This window comes from Paenibacillus taichungensis, assembly GCF_047302525.1.
Classification (GTDB): Bacteria; Bacillota; Bacilli; order Paenibacillales; family Paenibacillaceae; genus Paenibacillus; species Paenibacillus taichungensis_B.
Window position 1 is genome coordinate 3,122,485 of record NZ_CP168020.1, and the last position, 18,067, is coordinate 3,140,551.

The following is an 18,067-nucleotide window of genomic DNA, read 5'->3' on the forward strand; positions in this document are numbered from 1 at the left end:
GGAATTATATATATTCTGGATTGTTTCGGGAATTAGGAACGGCTGAGTGAGAAAAATATGGATCATTTATGAATTGGGGAGGATTTTATGAGATTGAAAGGTATTTCCGTGGCATCGTTAATCATCAGTAGTGCAATTGTATTATCGGCATGTGCTGGAGGTGGAGGAGCAGAGACCACTACCGCTGGAAGCGGGACAACAAATTCGGGCACACAAGCCACTCCGGTTTCAGCAGCACTGGATGCACCATTTCAGGCAACGGACCTGAATCAATTACCTGAGACGGCAAAAAAACGGACGGATACGGTTATTGTGGGACTTACGGATCCCAGCGGGGCTTTCACACCGTACTTCCATCAGAGCGGATATGATGGCAACGTTGCTTCATTGCTTTTTGCTTCGCTCGTGACCGTAGATGAGAAAGGATTACCTGTTCCCGATCTCGCTGAAAGCTGGGATGTGTCCGAGGATCAGCGTACATACACGTTTCATCTGAGAAAAGATTCCAAGTTCAGTGACGGCTCCCCGCTCACTGCAGATGATATTGCTTTTACATGGACAATTCTGCATGACAAGTCATATGACGGGGGATTCGATATTTTCTCCACCAAGGTTAAAGGCGGCAAAGCGTATACCGAAGGAAAGGCAGATCACATTGAGGGTATTAAGGTCATTGATCCGTTAACGATCTCGGTTACACTGGAACAGCCAAACGCAACTGCTTTACTTACATTGGGCTCTGAAGTGTTGTCCAAAGCCTACTACGGCAAAGACTATCAATTCGGAAAGCTCGAATACATTAAAAATCTTCATGCAACACCTGTAGGCAATGGCCCTTACAAACTTGAAAAGTTCATTCCGGGTCAGGAAGTACGATTTGTTGCCAACGAGTTCTACTACAAGGGCAAACCGAAAACCGAACATTTCATATATAAAACATCGGAAGGAGACACCTGGCAGTTTATTGAGACCGGAGAGATCGACTTCACTTCGTTCACGGCTACTCAGGAGAATATTGATAAGCTGAAAAATATCCCATACCTCAACCTTCTGCCTTACACACCAAGTACATACGGATATTTACAGCTCAATCTGGAACATGAACAGCTTCAGGAAAAAGAAGTACGCCAAGCCATAACGTATGGCCTGGATCGTCAGTCCATCTATGTGGACGCCAACCAAGGGGCAGGCGCTGTTGCCAACATTCCGACTTCACCAATTTCCTGGTCTTATACGGAAGAAGGCATTAATCCATACGCCTATGATCCGGACAAAGCTAATCAATTGCTGGATGACGCAGGCTGGGTGCCTGGAGCGGATGGCATCCGTGAGAAAAACGGGAAGAAGTTGTCCCTGCATTTCCTCGGAACGAAAAGTCCGGCCACGGATATCTTCATTGCTGTAGCCAAAGAAAACTTTGAAGCGATTGGCGTGCAGTTCCAGCCTGAAGTGTTTGCCGATTTCAACTCGCTTGTCTCCAAAGTGGAGGGCGGCGATTACGACCTGGCTTCCTTCTCCACACCGATGTTAACGGATCCTTCGGACGGTGTGCTGCAATTTGTGGATGGTGAGCTGAAAGGGTACGACAATCCCAAAGTGAAAGAGCTTTATAACAAAGGTCTGGCTACGACAGAAATTGAGGAGCGCAAGGCAGTATACAAAGAGTTGTACCAGTTGCTCAACGATGAGCTGCCTGTCATTTTCACCAGTTACAAAAAAACAGTCTATGCCTATAACGGTCGGATCGATGGACTCTCTGTCAGTCCATACCGCGGGATTGCAACCAGTTTGCCCGAGTGGTCTCTGAAATAAGCGGTCGTACGAAGCAAGAAACATAAATACCGAAATAAACAAAACGTCCCTTGTGTTTGCGATGTCGCAGATACAGGGGACGCATTGATAAGGAGCCTGATATGAGCACTTACATTGTGAAACGGATGACATACATGGTTCTTATTTTGCTGGCCGCTTCCGTCCTGATATTCAGCCTGTATGCACTTACCCCTGGCGACTACATCTCCAGCAACATTAAGTTGAGTCCCGAGCGCAAGGCCGAGCTGCGAGAATTGTATGGACTGGACAAGCCAGTTATCGAACGGTATCTCATCTGGATGAAAAATGCTGTACACGGGGACTTCGGATATTCATTGGCACAACAAAAGCCAGTGCTCGCGCTGTTTAACGAATATATCTGGAATTCATTCCTGTTAGCTGCGGTGACCACGTTCCTGACCTGGTTCATCGCGGTTATTATTGGTGTGATTGCTGCCTATAAGCAGTACTCGTGGTTCGATACTTTCGTGATGATAGGCATATTTGCAGCCATGTCGGTGCCATCCTTCTTTATCGGATTGTTTTTGATTAAACTGCTGGCGGTTGACTTAAAATGGTTGCCTCCAGGCGGCATGATGACCACAGGAAGTAATGCCACCGGTCTGGCCTATGTCAAAGAGGTGATCCAGCACATGACCTTGCCTGTAATTGTTATGACTCTGCTTGGGGTAGGCTCACTTACCCGTTACTTCCGCAGCAACATGATTGATGTGATCAAGCAGGATTATATTCGAACAGCACGAGCCAAAGGATTAAAAGAAAGCAAAGTGTTATACACCCATGCCTTGCGCAATGCTCTGTTGCCTGCGATAACACTGATTGGATTCGAGCTGCCGTCCTTATTCGGCGGTTCACTGATTATTGAGAAAATATTCAGCTGGCCCGGTATCGGTCAGTTATATATGCAGTCCTTCTCACTGCGGGATTATCCGCTACTGATGGGCTTTACCATGTTTATCGCCATCCTGACCGTCATTGGAACGCTGCTGTCTGATGTGCTCTACCACATCGCAGATCCGCGTGTCCGTTTGCAATAAGGGGGCTATGAAAATGACAATCTCTTCATCGTCTGTAACGAGAAATGCCGCAGAATCTGCCTTACCTTTAAAGGTTCCTGCCAAGTCTTCTTTATGGAAATTGTCGCTCCGAAGACTACTCAAAAACAAACTTGCCGTTGGCGGATTCATCGTGGTTTTGTTGATGTTTGTGGCTTGTTTCATTGGACCGCTGTTCTCACCTTATACCGATAACAAGATCAATATGACAGCGATGAAACAAGGTCCCGGCATTCATCACTGGCTTGGAACAGATGCGCTTGGTAGGGATGTGCTTACCCGTGTGCTGATGGCTGGTCGTATATCGCTCACCGTTGGTCTCGCCTCCATGGTTCTATCCGTATTTATCGGCTCCTTGCTTGGAGCTATTGCCGGATATTATCGCGGTATTGTTGATCAGGTCATTATGCGGATTGCCGACTTGCTGCTTACGATTCCGGGACTGCCGCTGCTGTTCATTTTCGGCGCTTTGTTATCGGATTGGAAAGTTCCGCCGGATTCCAGAATGTATATCGTCATGTTGATGCTCAGCTTTGTCAACTGGCCCGGTATGGCCCGAATGGTACGGGGACAGATGTTAAGCTTGCGGGAGCGGGAATTCATGCAGGCTGCTGTTGTTCTTGGCTTGCGTGACCGTCGCAAACTGTTTCACCATCTTCTGCCCAATATCGTTCCGCTTCTTATCGTCATGGCGACTCTGAATATCGGTGGGTCCATTCTCAGCGAGTCGGTACTCAGCTTTTTTGGACTGGGTGTCATGCCGCCAACGCCTACATGGGGCAATATGATCGATGCGGCCAACAACATGATTGATTTTCAACAGCATCCGTGGTTATGGATTCCGCCAGGGCTGTCCATTTTCGTGACCGTTATTGCCATTAACATTTTTGGTGATGGTCTTCGAGACGTATTAGATCCCAAACAGAAGAGAAGGTGAGCACGCCCTATGCAGAATATGATTGAAATTGAACAACTTGAAACTCATTTTTACTCGGAAGAAGGCAATGTCAAAGCCGTCGACGGCGTAAGCCTGAATGTACGTGAAGGGGAGACGGTGTGCATCGTTGGTGAATCAGGCTGTGGCAAAAGTGTAACCGCTATGTCGATCATGGGATTGATTGAAGAACCGGCAGGCAAGGTGGTAGGTGGTGCGATCCGTTTTGGTGGACGGGATCTGCTCCGTGAAAGTAAATCCTCGCTGCGTGCCATCCGTGGCAATGACATCTCCATGATTTTCCAGGAACCAATGTCCTCGTTGAATCCCGTGCTGAAAATCGGTGAGCAATTAATGGAGCCGCTGATTGTACATTTGAAAATGAGTAAAAAGCAGGCTCGCGCACGAGCGGTTGAACTTATCGCCGAAGTTGGTATTTCACGCCCGGAACAGATTGCAAACAGCTATCCGCATGAGCTGAGTGGAGGCATGCTGCAGCGCATTATGATTGCCATTGCCATCTCATGTAACCCGAAACTTTTAATCGCCGATGAACCAACCACCGCACTGGATGTGACTATTCAAGCGCAGATATTGGATATGTTACAACACATCAAGTCCCAGTCGGGAACCTCCATTCTGATGATCACGCATGACCTTGGCGTTGTAGCCGAAATGGCGGATTATGTCGTTGTAATGTATGCAGGCAAAGTGGTGGAAGAGGGGGAAGTTGTGCAATTATTTGAGTCTCCCAAACATCCATATACTCAGGGATTGCTTCGCTCCAAGCCCATTATCAATCAACGGCAGGATGAATTGTATTCGATACCCGGACATGTACCTGATCCACTATCCTTAAAAGATTCCTGTCATTTTGCTGATCGTTGTGAGCACTGTATGTCGATATGCACCACGCAAATGCCTATGCTGAAGCAGCTTGGACCCGGACAAAAGGCAGCATGCTGGCTGTATGAGGAGGCGTTGAGTCATGTCTGAACCTCTATTGGAAATCGAACATCTCAAAACCTATTTTCCAGTGCGCAAAGGTTTATTGAATCGTACAGTAGCCCATGTGAAAGCGGTCGATGATATCAGCATCACAATCCATGAAGGCGAGACATTTGGATTAGTGGGTGAATCCGGAAGTGGCAAGAGCACCGTTGGAAGAACCATCGTTCGCTTAACGGAGAAAACGGAGGGACAGATCCGTTTTCAAGGTGTAGACTTGCATCATTTGTCTATGCAGGAAGTGCGTAAGATCCGTCCGCAGCTTCAACTTATTTTCCAGGACCCCTACAGTTCACTGAACCCGCGCATACGCATTGGTGATGCGATCGGGGAGGCTGTATTGGATCACCGGTTGGCGACCGCAAGCGAGGTTCGTGATCTCGTCAAGGAGGTTCTCGGAGCCTGCGGATTGTCATCTTACCATATTGATCGTTTTCCCCATGAGTTCTCTGGTGGACAGCGACAGCGGATTGGGATTGCGCGAGCTTTGATCTTAAATCCAAAACTGATTATCGCAGATGAACCGGTGTCTGCACTGGACGTGTCCATTCAGGCTCAGATTATCAACCTGTTCAGACGGCTTCAGCAAGAGCGTGGCCTTGCTTACTTGTTTATTTCGCATGATCTGAGTGTGGTGGAACATCTGTGTGACCGCATTGGAGTAATGTATCTGGGCTCCATGGTCGAGACGGCTTCCAGAGATGAGTTGTTCGGCAATCCACTGCATCCGTATACAAAAGCCTTGCTATCAGCTGTACCTGTGCCGATTCCCAAATTGAAACGGGAACGAATTGTGCTTAAAGGGGATATCCCCAGTCCGGTGAATCCGCCAACTGGCTGCAAGTTCCATACACGTTGTCCATGGGCAGAAGATATCTGCAAGCAGCAAATTCCAGCGTATCGGAACGTAGGAGCGGATCATTTTGTAGCCTGTCATTTGGTCTGAGGCATGTGAGAATAATTTCATATCAACGTTATCTTATGGATACGGAATGGAATTATTTAGGTTTCATCCATTCTGTATGTATTCACACGAAGATGCATCAAAGAACCAAAAGACGCTGCCGACATGTAAGTCGGAGCGTCTTTTATTTTTTTGAAACCTTCTAACCACTACATCCGTTTAATATTTACACAAAATCAAATTTGGAAAATGAAGGGTGGATACATATGCGGAAAATAAGAATAACGTCCATGCTGAAAGTCATGATTGTTGCAGCACTATCGGCACCCATAATTCTTGCCATACCAACCGCCGGGGTAGCTGTAGCCAGTCCAAGTATCCAGCCTCACGCGCTTACTCCACCACCACCGCCCTTGGAACCAAGTATTCATGCACTGACTTCCCCGAAATATATTTATCAGGCAGAGGGGACTGTTACACCTGGAGGGGGGCTGACTGCGGTTGTAAATACAACAACAACGACCTTCTCGGAAATGAAATCGCTGCAAGTCGATTATCGACTTGAGCGCTGGACGGGATCGGCCTGGATACTCTATCAATCCGGTTCCAAGAAGAAAACGCAAACGCAGACCCTGAATGCCCAATCGAACTGGACCGTTATAACCGGATATTACTATCGAGTCGTCAGTCTTCACACGGCCGACGATGGGGTCAAGCCTGAGACGACAACACATATTTCAAGCAACGTATTATTTTAATTTACTTGCGAGTACTACCTGGAAATTTTTGTTCCTGCAGGTCATTGGCAATGGCAGTCATCTCTTCTTCCGAGACGGTTCCGAATAAGCTCATGTTGACAGAACCCATCATCCATTGAAAGGTATTATAGGGGGGGCCGAGGTACATAAATGCATCGCTGCCATCAGCCAATTTTACGATACTTGTTTCGCGAAGCATAGGCCCCTCAATGATCTGACCGGGCGAAACATAGGCATAATCAAACTGAATGACTTCTTCTTCACCATTTTTGCCTTCGCCGCTATAACGAACCCTCATTCGTTGAGATTCGTAATAATCTTCCGGATTGACGGGATTGAGGGTATCCAGCATGAGCTCAAATTTGATCTTTGTAAACCGCTCGGGAATCGCTTTTGATAACAAAAAATCACCCATAAATCCCGAGCGTGCAATATCCTTTGTTACAACAATAGGTTCAAGCAAGTGTGACTCCTCATAGAAGGGGAGTTTAATCTCTCCTTCTTCTTCGGGTTGTTCATCTCCACTGGAAAATGTGGGAGCCTCATTGATTCCTCGTTCAGGAGGTGGAGGTGTCTTGGCTGTCGACGGATCAGCGCCCAAATGAGTAGTACGATCCTCGATAACAATGGATTTCATACCATTGCCCCAGTCCTTAATTGATTGAACAAAGGGAGAAACAGCTTGCGTCCCGGTAGGCATACTGAAGATGACGGCGCCGATGGTCACGGACGCAGCAACAATGACGGATAAACGTATGGTGCGCATTCTTTTCTTGCGTACGCCAACCCGGACAATTTCCTTTTGAACTCGGAGCCAGGATTGACGCATGGGTTCGGTGTTGGAAGCAGGGGTGGCAGATACAGCCTGATGGAAGGCTTCGTCAAAAGCCATATCAAACGCGGCATCGAAAAAATCGTCTTCCAGCTCTGAATCGAATGAATCAATATGCTTATCGGACTTGCCTTTGCTCAATACTTCCACCCCATTCCTTATGTAATTTCTTCTTGATACTTCCGCGGGCTCTGAACAAACGTTGCTTCACAATTTCTTCGGATGTATCAAGCAGATCAGCCATTTCCCGATAGGAAAGACCCTCTTTCCAGCGCAGCTCCACGAGTACACGGTATTCCGGCTTAAGCTGTTCCAGATAGAACTCGATGGATTCCTGCATCATTTGAGTCTCCACCGTGCTCTCTACGGAAGCTGCCGTCTGATTAATTGTCTCCATATCTATAAAAACACTATCCGTATCCAGTTGGTTACGGTTATTTTTATTTTTTCTCAGATAATTAATGGCGGTATTCCGTGTGACAACCTTCAGCCAGGCTTTCAGTTTGACTTCGTTGTCGAAGAGAGGTTTGTTTTTAATGATTTTGATAAAAGCTTCCTGAATGATATCTTCTGCTGCAGCACGTTCTTTGATGATGTAAACGATGAGACCATGTACCATATTATAGTATTCGTAGTACACTTCTTCTTGAAGCTGAGGGCCCAAATTATGGAAATCTGAGGCTAAGAGTAATTGGAGCCGATTGGCCATGATGTTCTCCTTTCTGGTGAACAATCCACAAACATTGGTATCATTTCATTTTACAACATTATATGGAAGCGATACAATGGGAGGTTAGTCCGACAAAAGCAGAAAAAGTATAGCCGAAATAGAGAGAGGCCGCCTTACTAACCAGTAAATCATGGTCAGTAGGGCAGCCTCTATGTGTTATTTAATAATCGTAGAATAATAGATACAAATGGCTTAGAAAGCCCAATCGCCGTTCAGGAAGATGGCTTCACGATCGCCATTCGCTGTCACACCGTAAATGTTCGTTTCCGGCGATCCCATCATGAAGTCCACGTGCGTAATGCTGGAGTTCATGCCGCGAGCTGCAAGCTCTTCGATTGACATGGTTTTGCCACCATCAATATTGAAAGCATAGGAACTGCCGATCGCGAGGTGACATGAAGCATTCTCATCATATAGCGTTGTGTAATAGAGAATACCACTTTCCGAGATTGGAGAATGGAAGGGCACCAAAGCGACTTCACCGAGATAATGCGAACCTTCATCCATATTGATGAGTCTTTCTAGTGTATCTTGACCTTCTTCAGCGTGGAAATCAATGATACGTCCGTTCTCAAACGTAAGAGAGAAGCGATCAATGATACTTCCGCCATAACTAAGCGGTTTGGTACTGGACACTTTGCCGTTCACCCCATATTTGGCTGGTGCTGTGAACACTTCCTCTGTCGGGATGTTGGCCACAAAACGGGTGCCTTGTTCGTTAATGCTGCCAGCCTGCGCCCAAATGTGCCCTTCAGGAAGATCAACGGTAAGGTCGGTTCCCGGAGAAACAAAATGCAGAGTTTTATATTTTTTGCTGTTCAGGGCAACTGCTTTGTGCTCCAAACGCTCAATATGCTGCTCCCAAGCCGCTACAGGATCTTCCAGATCGGCTCTTACAGCAGCAAAGATGGCTTCCCAGAGCTGTTTCACCTGCTCGGCAGGGGGAAGGTCAGGGAAGACTTTGGCGGCCCAATCCGGCGAAGGACAGGCTACTCCTGTCCAGCTCATTTTGTCGGCCTGCTGATACTGACGGTATTTGGACATCGCCTGACCGTATGTACGCTGATGGGTGGAAATACGTTCTGGATCGATGCCTTTTAGCAGGTCCGGGCTGGATGACAATATGGTCAAGAACGCAGCATTGTTCGCTGCCAGCTCCTCAAGTTCAGCGGCATGCCATTTCGGTGGGTCTTGGAAAGAGTCCTCAGGCGCCATTTCAAACCGCAGCCTATTGACAGTTTCGTCTCCATATTTGACGATAACTTTCTTTGCTCCGGCCTCGTAGCCTTTGCGCACCAACAAACGCACGAATTCAGCTGTATCAATCATCGCGCTGATGACGAAGATTTGTCCGGGCTGAACGTTGGCTCCAACTTTTACGGCCAGTTCAGCATAACGATCCAGTTTTTGTTCAAAACTCAACATATCTAGTTCCTCCATATCATGAATGCCCCGCATACGCAGGAAAAGAGAGGAGTGACCCTCTCTCTCATTTACACCGTTTAATTTACATCGTTTAAATTAGAAAGCCCAGTTGCCTTGCAGGAAGATTGGCTCTTCGCTACCTTCGGAAGTGACACCGTGAATGTTCATTTCTCCTGATCCAATCATGAAATCCACATGAGTGAGACTGGAGTTCATGCCATGGCTGATCAATTCATCCTTGGACATCGTTTTGCCGCCTTCCAGACAGAAGGCATAGGCGTTACCGATAGCCAGATGGTTGGATGCATTTTCATCAAAGAGGGTGTTGTAGAACAAAATATTCGTATCCGAAATTGGCGATTGATGTGGAACGAGAGCTACCTCGCCCAGATAATGTGCGCCTTCATCCATTTCGATCAAGCTTTTCAATGAATCGAGTCCTTGTTCAGCAGTATAATCGACAATTCGACCATTTTCGAAAGTGATGGAGAAGCCGTCGATCAGGTTGCCACCATAACTCAGTGGCTTGGTGCTGCGAACTGTACCGTTAACTCCGGTTTTCAGTGGAGCGGTGAACACTTCCTCTGTAGGCATATTGGCAACGAAGACGTGTCCCTGCTCATTGATGCTGCCACCGGATACCCACAGATGGCCTTCAGGAAGCTCGATAGTCAGGTCTGTGCCAGGGGCTGTATAGTGAAGCTTTTTGTATTTCTTCTCGTTGAGCAGATCAGCGCGGGAGTCGAGATTCAACAAATGCGTTTTCCATTCAGCGACAGCATCCTGCTCACCAATGCGAACGGTTTTGAAGATGACATCCCACAATTTATCGATTTGCTGCTCTGCCGGAAGATCAGGAAATACTTTGGCAGCCCATTCAGGGGAAGGAACGGCAACGATGGACCAGCTGAATTTATCAGCCATCTGATAGGAGCGATATTTCTCCAACGCTTTACCGCGTACTTTCTGACTAGTCACGATCCGTTCTTGGGGTACACCGGCAAGCAGATCCGGATTTTCTGCAATAACATGAAGGATAGCAGCGCCTTCTTCCACGAGTTCAGTCATCTCGCCTGCGAACCATTTCGGTTCAATAGAGAAGGATTCTTCGGGTGCAAGGTCATAATGAAGGCGTGTAACCACTTCGTCGCTCCAGTTTACTTTGACCAGCTTGGCACCTGTGCCATAAGCGGCTTTGACGATCAGGCGCACAAAATGTGCAGCCGAGATTGGTGCGTTCACGACGAGAGTCTGCCCAGGATGGACATTGACACCGACTTTGACAGCCAGTTCGGCATATTGTTGTAAATTCGTTTCAAAATTGTTCATGCTATTTTTTCCTCCTGTTTGGTATAATGTCGTAGCTGTTTGTTATTATAGTCCTCATTACAGGTATGTAAGGAGTCAGTATGGTTCCCTCATTGAATAAGGTATACGTTGCTACGATATATATTGTACAATTAACCAATAATAATTACCAAACTAGGTTTACCATAAATTGTGGAGACCTGCAACTGAAGAGAGATTAAAGGAGAGAACGATTGTGAATATTGAGATTATTCGTGCAGAGATGCGTCGTGAAGATGAGAAGAATTATGTAGGAAATACGGTTTTTCGTGCAGAAGGCGAAAAGTCAGTTTATGAGATTACGTTTATGAGCAAGAACGGCAAGGATTGGGACTATAGTCTGCATTTCACTGAACAATCCGGTGATGAAGAGGAATTGCTGCGTATGGACGAGCTGCTGGAAAACGATGACGATATGTACAATCAGCTGCTTGATGCGGCACTGGACGCTTACCCAGCATAATAGGACCGAGAGGTTCTTGTTCTAATATGGAATGTAGCTGATTATACTAGACGGTGTATGCCTGAAACAGGGCGTCCACCGTCTATTTTATTGGGAATAAGGAATAGTTACTCCAGAAAAGGGAAGTCTATGACAGATGAATGGAACCAGAGAGACAATCCGCCTGAATGGGAGGTAACCGTGAATGGCATCTGACAATCTGATTACAGCAGGAATGACGGGACTTGAAGAAGTCGCGCACGATATCCTCAGTCTGCGTACACTGTTCGTTAATGTTGTGTTCATCGGGGAGCCTGGAAGCAGGAACTGGGTGCTCGTGGACACTGGAATGGCGAGTTTCACTGATCAGATTCTTCATGTTGCAACTGAACGCTTTCCTGGTCCACCGTCTGCGATTATTTTGACACATGGTCATTTTGATCATGTCGGGACCGTCATCGAATTGGAACAATTCTGGGGTGTCCCAGTGTATGCACACCCGCTGGAACTGCCTTATTTGACAGGTGTGAAGGATTACCCTCCCGCGGACCCTACTGTAGGTGGGGGTTTGATGGCAAGGCTGTCATTTGCTTATCCTAATGAAGCTATTAATCTGGATGATCGAATATTCAGTCTGCCGGATGATCATTCCATCCCAGGTGTTTCTGGCTGGGAATGGCTGCATACACCCGGTCATACGCCGGGCCATGTGTCGCTATTCCGGAAAGATGACCGTACCCTGATTGCGGGAGACGCGATCGTCACCGTGAAACAGGAATCGCTCTGGAGTGTGCTGCTTCAGGACAAACAGTTGCACGGTCCACCCGCGTATTTCACGACGGATTGGGAAGCGGCTCATCGATCGGTTCAGCATATTCGTCGACTGGAGCCCATAGTTGCTGTTACCGGCCACGGACATTCCTTAACCGGAGAAATGCTGAAAGATTCGCTGGAGCGACTCGATCTTGATTTCGAACAGACCGCCGTTCCGAATCACGGCAAATATGTGGATTAATAGAGCTGATGCCATGCATGGGTATTCCATTGAAATCTGGAATGATTCCATTACGGCAGCATAAGCGGATGGGGACAGCCACGGAGCTTCGTAGCTGTCTTTTTTGTCGTTCCATCATGAATTTGTTCTCTATCATAGATTGGTATTTTGTGCGCGGTCATGATATAGTCGAGCCGTATAATATAACCTTAGTATGCAGGAGGTACATATAACGATGACACAGCAAAATGCAGCTTTCGAAGAACAATTTGGAGGTATACCAGCCGTCTGGCTTCGTTTTAATCAATTCGAAGCGGCTGTTATTCCGAGCGTGGGTGCCAACCTTGTTGCTTTCCGTGATACAGAGCAGGGGTTCCGTTATTTGCGTGAGCCGGACCAGGAACATATGGACGAATTTATGGCTGCACCTGCCGTATACGGTATTCCGATTCTTTCCCCACCAAATCGCTATGATGATGGCCGCTTCCCTTGGAACGGTGAAGTCTATCAACTACCTATAAACGAACCAGCTACAGGCAACCATCTGCATGGATTCCTGCATGATGCCGAGTGGAAGGTTGAGGGCTACGGATCTGACGAGCTGGAGAGTTATGTTGTGCTTAGTCAGGAAGTGAAGGAAGGACATGTCTTCTACAAATACCTGCCATTCACCTTTACTGTGACGCTCCGTTATTCGCTGAGTAGTCTGGGACTTCAGCAGCAATTGAATGTCCACAATAACGGGAAGGAACGTATGCCGAATTTGTTCGCATTCCATACAGCCATTAGCGTACCTTTTGCACCGGAAAGCCAGGCATCCGATTACACGGCCAAAATAACGATTGGTCAGCGTCGTGAATTGAATGAACGTTCTTTGCCTACAGGACAATTTCAACCGCTTACACCAGAGGAAGAGCAATTAAAGGGTGAGGGTGTTAGTCCGTTTTTTGCAGCCATGGACAACCATTACACTGCAGAACCGCAGAATGGGCGCAACTATATGGAGCTTACCGATCATCGTACCGGTGACAAGCTTGTATATGATGTAGGCACGTCATACAAGCACTGGATGATCTGGAATAACAACATGACTGGTGGCTTCTTCTGTCCTGAACCACAGATGAACCTGGTCAACGCTCCGAATGTACAAGGCATTCCTGCTGAAGAAATCGGTCTTATTGGTCTTGAGCCAGGCGAAGTATTCGAGCAAACCAGCCGTCTTTATCCGATCAAACCGCAAAAATAAATACTCAGACATTTTGCGTCACGCTTACATTTTTGTCGAAAAGGTGAAAAGCTGTCAGTCAATCATGTATAATATGACAAGATACACAAGCTTTGCTCATAAAAGCATTTTGCATAAATCCCAAAGATGACTTTGGAATCAACAGATGCAAGATGCTGTGAAGAAAAGAATGTATACGTATTTTTGTAGAGACCCAAACCATCTTTTTGGAGGAGGAAAAGCAAGTGGAATACCGCATTGAGAGAGATACGTTAGGTGAAATGAAAGTACCAGCCGACAGGCTGTGGGGAGCTCAAACGCAGCGCAGCAAGGAGAACTTTCCGATTGGTCGCGAGCATATGCCGATGGAAGTCGTACGTGCTCTTGCCATTTTGAAAAAAAGTGCTGCTGCCAGTAACCATAAATTAGGTAAATTGTCCGCTGCCAAATCGGATGCTATCGCTTATGCCGCTGATGAAATTATTGCAGGCCGGATTGATGATCATTTCCCGCTCGTGGTATGGCAGACGGGTAGCGGAACACAGTCCAACATGAACGTAAACGAAGTCATTGCGAATCTGGGTAACCAATTGCTTGAACAAAAGGGCAAGGAAGAACGTCTGCATCCGAATGATGATGTGAACATGTCCCAGAGCTCCAATGATACATTCCCAACGGCTCTGCATGTTGCAGGTGTACTTGCTGTTGAAGATCAGCTCTTGCCGGCAATCGCGGTGCTGAAAGCCACTTTTGCAGACAAATCGGAAAAATTCAAAGATATTATCAAAATTGGACGTACACATCTTCAGGATGCAACGCCAATTACACTCGGTCAGGAGATCAGCGGCTGGGAAGCGATGCTCGATAAGAGTGAACGCATGATTCGGGATAGTGTTAATTATATGAAAGAACTCGCAATTGGTGGTACTGCTGTGGGAACTGGAATTAATGCACATCCTGACTTTGGTGATTATACAGCGAAGGAAATTGGCAAGCATACCGGCAAGGAGTTTGTATCAGCACCAAACAAATTTCACGCGCTTACAAGTCATGATGAGGTGGTCTACGCTCACGGTGCAGTTAAAGCGCTTGCAGCTGACTTGATGAAAATTGCCAATGATGTTCGCTGGCTGGCTAGTGGCCCACGCAGTGGTCTGGGAGAGATTCGTATTCCAGAGAACGAACCGGGCAGTTCCATTATGCCGGGTAAAGTGAATCCAACCCAGAGCGAGGCGATGACCATGGTGGTTACGCAAGTGATGGGGAACGATGCGGCGATTGGCTTCGCGGCAAGTCAGGGCAACTTCGAGTTGAATGTGTTCAAACCGGTTATTATCTATAACTTCCTGCAATCCGTTCAGCTTCTTGCTGATTCCATCGTTGCATTTAACGATAAATGTGCGGTGGGCATTGAGCCTAACCTCAGTCAGATTGAACATAATCTGAATAACTCGCTCATGCTGGTTACTGCTCTTAATCCGCACATCGGTTATGAGAATGCAGCCAAAATTGCCAAGCTTGCGCATAAGGAAGGACTGTCTCTGAAAGAAGCTACATTGCAGACAGGTCTGCTTACGGAAGAGCAATTCGATCAGTATGTTGATCCAGCGAAAATGATTGCCCCGAAAGCCTAATTAATCATTATTATGCGAACTTCATTCTAATAAACAAGCGGCCTGCATATGCAGGTCGTTTTTTAGCTCGTGAGGTTCGTGAACGTGAACTAATGCTTGTCAGTCTATACGTATACATATAAACTACATATGCGACTTTTTTTTAATCGATCGGAATTGTTTATTTCATTGGAGGTTTCTGCGTTGTTGAAAAAGAGAAGATTCACGATACGCTCCAAAATTCTATTGGGCTATCTAGTGGTTGTTTTGTTATTTGGTGCCGTTTTGCTGGTGCTATCTGCCCAAATTGATGCATCGCAGAAGGAAATCGATTTTATCAGCCACCACGACCTGGAAGTGCATAACCTGACCAATGCAATTGAGAAAAATGTTCTGAATATGGAAACAGGACAGCGGGGATTCATGATTACCGGGGAAGAAAGTTATTTGGAGCCATACAACCAAGCACTAACCCAGTGGAACTCCAATTATGCCGAACTGTATGAGCTGGTTAGCGATAACCCATCCCAGCAGATGACTCTGGAAACCATCAAAACACATATTGTCCGCTGGATTGATGTTGCCGGAGCAGCCTCGGTAGCCCTAAAAAGACAAGGAGATCAGGAGAAAGTCATTGAATTTTTCCATTCCGATCCGGGGAAAAGCGAAATTGATCTGTTAAGATCCCAGTTCGAGAACTTCCGCAACACTGAGTTGCGCCTCACGGAGAGCCGGGTGACCGAACTCGCAGCGCGAAGCTCCACACTCCTTACCATTATGTACACCTTATGGGCTGCCGTTGCCGGACTATCTGTTGCCGCAGCGCTTGTCATTTCGGGTAATATCGTCAAGACCCTGCGTGAAGTCAAACATACCATCAGCGACATATCTCAAGGCGGCAATCTCACACAGCGTATTCTTGTTCGAACACAAGATGAGGTCGGTGATTTAGGTAAAGAGACGAACATATTGCTTGACACGGTACAGGAACAGAATCGACTTAAGGATCGGGTTGCCAGCATAGCTACGCTCCTGCAGAACCCAACAAGTCTGGAGGGACTGTCACGGTTGTTCCTAAACCAAGTCGCGATCCTGCTTGAAGCCCCTTATGGCGTGTTATATGCAATGAAAGAGAATCGTCTCATTCGTGTAGCTGCTTATGCAGCAGATGGAGAGAAAGAGCGTTCCCTCGGTAAAGTATCCGTTGCACCGGGTGAGGGATTAGTCGGTCAGAGTGCGATTGAGAAGCGAGTTTTGCAGATGAACGACTTGCCTCAAAATTATATTCGCATCTCATCGGGACTTGGTGATGCGTCAGCTGCATCACTCACGGTAGCCCCGGTGGTATTTGAAGGTAAAACGATAGCTGTAATCGAACTGGCTTCCATGAAGCAGATTGAACCAAAGGAAACAAAGCTGCTAACCGAACTGATCGAAATCTTCGGGGTCTCGCTACATTCCACCGTAACACGCATGGAATTACAGCATTTGTATGATGAATCCCAGGTGTTGAATGAAGAATTGCAGACACAATCGGAGAAACTGCAGGCACAGACCGAAGAAATGGTGTCCCAGACGGAAGAATTACATATGCAGACAGAAGAACTGTACATGTTGAACGAGCGTCTGGAAATGCAGAAAAATGTGGCTGAGACCTCTGTCAGCGAACTTGCAGAAGTAGCGGATCAGTTACGGACAAGCTCTGGTTACAAGTCTGAGTTCCTGGCGAATATGTCGCATGAACTGCGTACCCCGCTGAACAGTATGCTGATTCTGTCCGAGATATTGGCTGAGAACAAACATCAGCACTTAAACAGTGAGGAACAGAAATATGCTTCGGTGATCCATGCATCAGGCAAGGACCTGTTGAATCTGATTAACGATATCCTCGATCTTTCCAAAGTGGAGGCCGGAGAGATGGAAGTGGATTTGGATGATGTCTATCTTGGAAGCCTGCCGGAAGCGATGAATCAATATTTCCTGAAAACGGCGGAGCAAAAAGGAATTGATTTCCGTATTCAGCTTCAAAGCCCTCTGCCGGAAACGATTTTTTCCGACGAGATGAGGTTACACCAGATTTTGCGTAATTTGCTCTCCAATGCTTTCAAATTCACCAATGGAGGTGAAGTGGCCTTAACCATCTCCAGAGTGAGTCTGTCCAATGCTGAAGCGAACGGAGCAGAGACGGATGTTATAGCTTTCTCGGTTAGTGATACCGGAATTGGCATTTCGGACAACAAACTTTTGCAGATCTTTGATGCGTTCAAGCAGGCAGATGGAGCCACAGCCCGAAAATACGGTGGAACCGGACTGGGACTGTCGATCTCTCAATCCCTTGCCAATCTGTTGGGAGGATCAATCTCAGCAACGAGTCGCGAAGGACAAGGAAGTGTCTTCACCCTATTCCTCCCGCTTAGAAGGGAAGAGCCTGAGGTTATGCAGAACTCCAGATTGTTCTTGAACGAGGTTGCCGTGACTGCTCCTGAAATAAACAGTGCTTCAGGAATGAATTCAACCAAAATCGAGATGTTGCTGACTCCACTTGAAGAATCATTATTGAATGGTCGTCAGGTTCTCGTTGTCGATGATGATATTCGAAATGTATATGCCTTGGCAAATGCCCTTGAGCAGTATGACATGAAGGTGATTACAGCTCAGAATGGCTACGAGTGCCTGGAGATGTTAGAGAGCGGAGAAGCGAATCCGGATATTATCTTGATGGATATCATGATGCCAGAGTTGGATGGGTATGAAACCACTCGCCAAATACGTGAGAGATTAAATCTCAAGAAGCTCCCTATTATTGCTTTGACTGCCAAAGCCATGAAAGAAGATCGTGATAAATGTATCGCGGCAGGAGCTTCAGATTATATTAGCAAACCGCTCAATATGAAAGAGGTACTGTCCCGGATGAAATTATGGCTGAGTCATGAAACATTGGGAATCTGATCTTTTCCGTTTGTAATT

At 46.8% G+C, this 18,067-nt stretch carries 15 protein-coding genes; 11 read left to right on the forward strand and 4 right to left on the reverse strand.

The annotated features are described in order from the left end of the window. The first annotated feature begins 87 nt into the window (after positions 1–87). The 6 genes from ACDJ58_RS14120 (at position 88) to ACDJ58_RS14145 (ending at position 6,492) form a co-directional block, all read left to right on the forward strand. Positions 88–1,812 carry an ABC transporter substrate-binding protein gene (locus tag ACDJ58_RS14120; protein WP_413378909.1) on the forward strand — a complete coding sequence of 575 codons (1,725 nt, stop codon included), beginning with the start codon at positions 88–90 and terminating at the stop codon, positions 1,810–1,812. A 101-nt stretch (positions 1,813–1,913) separates the two neighbouring features. Further along, positions 1,914–2,870, forward strand: a complete 957-nt coding sequence (locus ACDJ58_RS14125) for an ABC transporter permease (RefSeq protein WP_090898117.1) — start codon at positions 1,914–1,916, stop codon at positions 2,868–2,870. Positions 2,871–2,883: 13 nt separating this feature from the next. Continuing rightward, entirely contained in the window at positions 2,884–3,825 is a 942-nt protein-coding gene (gene opp4C, locus ACDJ58_RS14130; RefSeq protein WP_413378911.1) for an oligopeptide ABC transporter permease, read from the forward strand. A gap of 9 nt (positions 3,826–3,834) precedes the next feature. Beyond that, positions 3,835–4,818, forward strand: coding sequence for an ABC transporter ATP-binding protein (locus ACDJ58_RS14135; protein ID WP_413378913.1), 984 nt, complete (start codon positions 3,835–3,837; stop codon positions 4,816–4,818). Then, on the forward strand, positions 4,811–5,776 hold the full coding sequence (locus tag ACDJ58_RS14140) for an ABC transporter ATP-binding protein (RefSeq protein WP_413378915.1): 966 nt from the start codon (positions 4,811–4,813) through the stop codon (positions 5,774–5,776). The genes ACDJ58_RS14135 and ACDJ58_RS14140 overlap by 8 nt, the downstream gene beginning before the upstream one ends. Positions 5,777–6,000: 224 nt before the next feature. After that, positions 6,001–6,492, forward strand: coding sequence for a hypothetical protein (locus ACDJ58_RS14145; protein ID WP_413378917.1), 492 nt, complete (start codon positions 6,001–6,003; stop codon positions 6,490–6,492). Between the two features lies 1 nt (position 6,493). Here the strand turns inward: ACDJ58_RS14145 and ACDJ58_RS14150 are convergent, their stop codons facing one another. The 4 genes from ACDJ58_RS14150 to ACDJ58_RS14165 all read right to left on the reverse strand — a co-directional run bounded on the left by ACDJ58_RS14150 (position 6,494) and on the right by ACDJ58_RS14165 (position 10,808). Beyond that, positions 6,494–7,465, reverse strand: a complete 972-nt coding sequence (locus ACDJ58_RS14150) for a hypothetical protein (RefSeq protein WP_413378919.1) — start codon at positions 7,463–7,465, stop codon at positions 6,494–6,496. After that, positions 7,443–8,033: an RNA polymerase sigma factor gene (locus ACDJ58_RS14155; protein ID WP_063563940.1), complete on the reverse strand. Its 591-nt coding sequence runs from the start codon at positions 8,031–8,033 to the stop codon at positions 7,443–7,445. The genes ACDJ58_RS14150 and ACDJ58_RS14155 overlap by 23 nt, the downstream gene beginning before the upstream one ends. Positions 8,034–8,246: 213 nt before the next feature. Continuing rightward, complete coding sequence (locus ACDJ58_RS14160; RefSeq protein ID WP_413378921.1) at positions 8,247–9,479, reverse strand: aminopeptidase; 1,233 nt, start codon at positions 9,477–9,479, stop codon at positions 8,247–8,249. Positions 9,480–9,575: 96 nt separating this feature from the next. Beyond that, positions 9,576–10,808 carry an aminopeptidase gene (locus ACDJ58_RS14165; RefSeq protein WP_413378923.1) on the reverse strand — a complete coding sequence of 411 codons (1,233 nt, stop codon included), beginning with the start codon at positions 10,806–10,808 and terminating at the stop codon, positions 9,576–9,578. A gap of 214 nt (positions 10,809–11,022) precedes the next feature. On the opposite strand from ACDJ58_RS14165, the gene ACDJ58_RS14170 reads away from it, so the two are divergent. From ACDJ58_RS14170 to ACDJ58_RS14190, 5 genes are all read left to right on the forward strand, one after another. Next, the gene (locus tag ACDJ58_RS14170; protein WP_174532100.1) at positions 11,023–11,289 is read left to right on the forward strand and encodes a hypothetical protein; all 267 of its coding nucleotides are present in this window, start codon (positions 11,023–11,025) and stop codon (positions 11,287–11,289) included. A 184-nt stretch (positions 11,290–11,473) separates the two neighbouring features. Next, complete coding sequence (locus tag ACDJ58_RS14175) at positions 11,474–12,283, forward strand: MBL fold metallo-hydrolase (protein ID WP_413378925.1); 810 nt, start codon at positions 11,474–11,476, stop codon at positions 12,281–12,283. Positions 12,284–12,497: 214 nt separating this feature from the next. Further along, on the forward strand, positions 12,498–13,508 hold the full coding sequence (locus ACDJ58_RS14180) for an aldose 1-epimerase (RefSeq protein WP_413378927.1): 1,011 nt from the start codon (positions 12,498–12,500) through the stop codon (positions 13,506–13,508). A gap of 224 nt (positions 13,509–13,732) precedes the next feature. Continuing rightward, positions 13,733–15,121, forward strand: a complete 1,389-nt coding sequence (gene fumC / locus ACDJ58_RS14185; RefSeq protein WP_413378929.1) for a class II fumarate hydratase — start codon at positions 13,733–13,735, stop codon at positions 15,119–15,121. A 186-nt stretch (positions 15,122–15,307) separates the two neighbouring features. Beyond that, positions 15,308–18,049 carry a CHASE3 domain-containing protein gene (locus ACDJ58_RS14190; RefSeq protein ID WP_413378931.1) on the forward strand — a complete coding sequence of 914 codons (2,742 nt, stop codon included), beginning with the start codon at positions 15,308–15,310 and terminating at the stop codon, positions 18,047–18,049. Positions 18,050–18,067 lie beyond the last annotated feature (18 nt).

What these genes read in the sequence shown, in the direction of transcription:
- opp4C (WP_413378911.1), top strand. Translation starts at nt 2,884, where the DNA reads ATGACAATCTCTTCATCGTCTGTAACGAGAAATGCCGCAGAATCTGCC.
- ACDJ58_RS14155 (WP_063563940.1), bottom strand. Translation starts at nt 8,033, where the DNA reads ATGGCCAATCGGCTCCAATTACTCTTAGCCTCAGATTTCCATAATTTG.
- ACDJ58_RS14160 (WP_413378921.1), bottom strand. Translation starts at nt 9,479, where the DNA reads ATGTTGAGTTTTGAACAAAAACTGGATCGTTATGCTGAACTGGCCGTA.
- ACDJ58_RS14140 (WP_413378915.1), top strand. Translation starts at nt 4,811, where the DNA reads ATGTCTGAACCTCTATTGGAAATCGAACATCTCAAAACCTATTTTCCA.
- ACDJ58_RS14120 (WP_413378909.1), top strand. Translation starts at nt 88, where the DNA reads ATGAGATTGAAAGGTATTTCCGTGGCATCGTTAATCATCAGTAGTGCA.
- ACDJ58_RS14145 (WP_413378917.1), top strand. Translation starts at nt 6,001, where the DNA reads ATGCGGAAAATAAGAATAACGTCCATGCTGAAAGTCATGATTGTTGCA.
- ACDJ58_RS14165 (WP_413378923.1), bottom strand. Translation starts at nt 10,808, where the DNA reads ATGAACAATTTTGAAACGAATTTACAACAATATGCCGAACTGGCTGTC.
- ACDJ58_RS14180 (WP_413378927.1), top strand. Translation starts at nt 12,498, where the DNA reads ATGACACAGCAAAATGCAGCTTTCGAAGAACAATTTGGAGGTATACCA.
- ACDJ58_RS14175 (WP_413378925.1), top strand. Translation starts at nt 11,474, where the DNA reads ATGGCATCTGACAATCTGATTACAGCAGGAATGACGGGACTTGAAGAA.
- ACDJ58_RS14125 (WP_090898117.1), top strand. Translation starts at nt 1,914, where the DNA reads ATGAGCACTTACATTGTGAAACGGATGACATACATGGTTCTTATTTTG.
- ACDJ58_RS14135 (WP_413378913.1), top strand. Translation starts at nt 3,835, where the DNA reads ATGCAGAATATGATTGAAATTGAACAACTTGAAACTCATTTTTACTCG.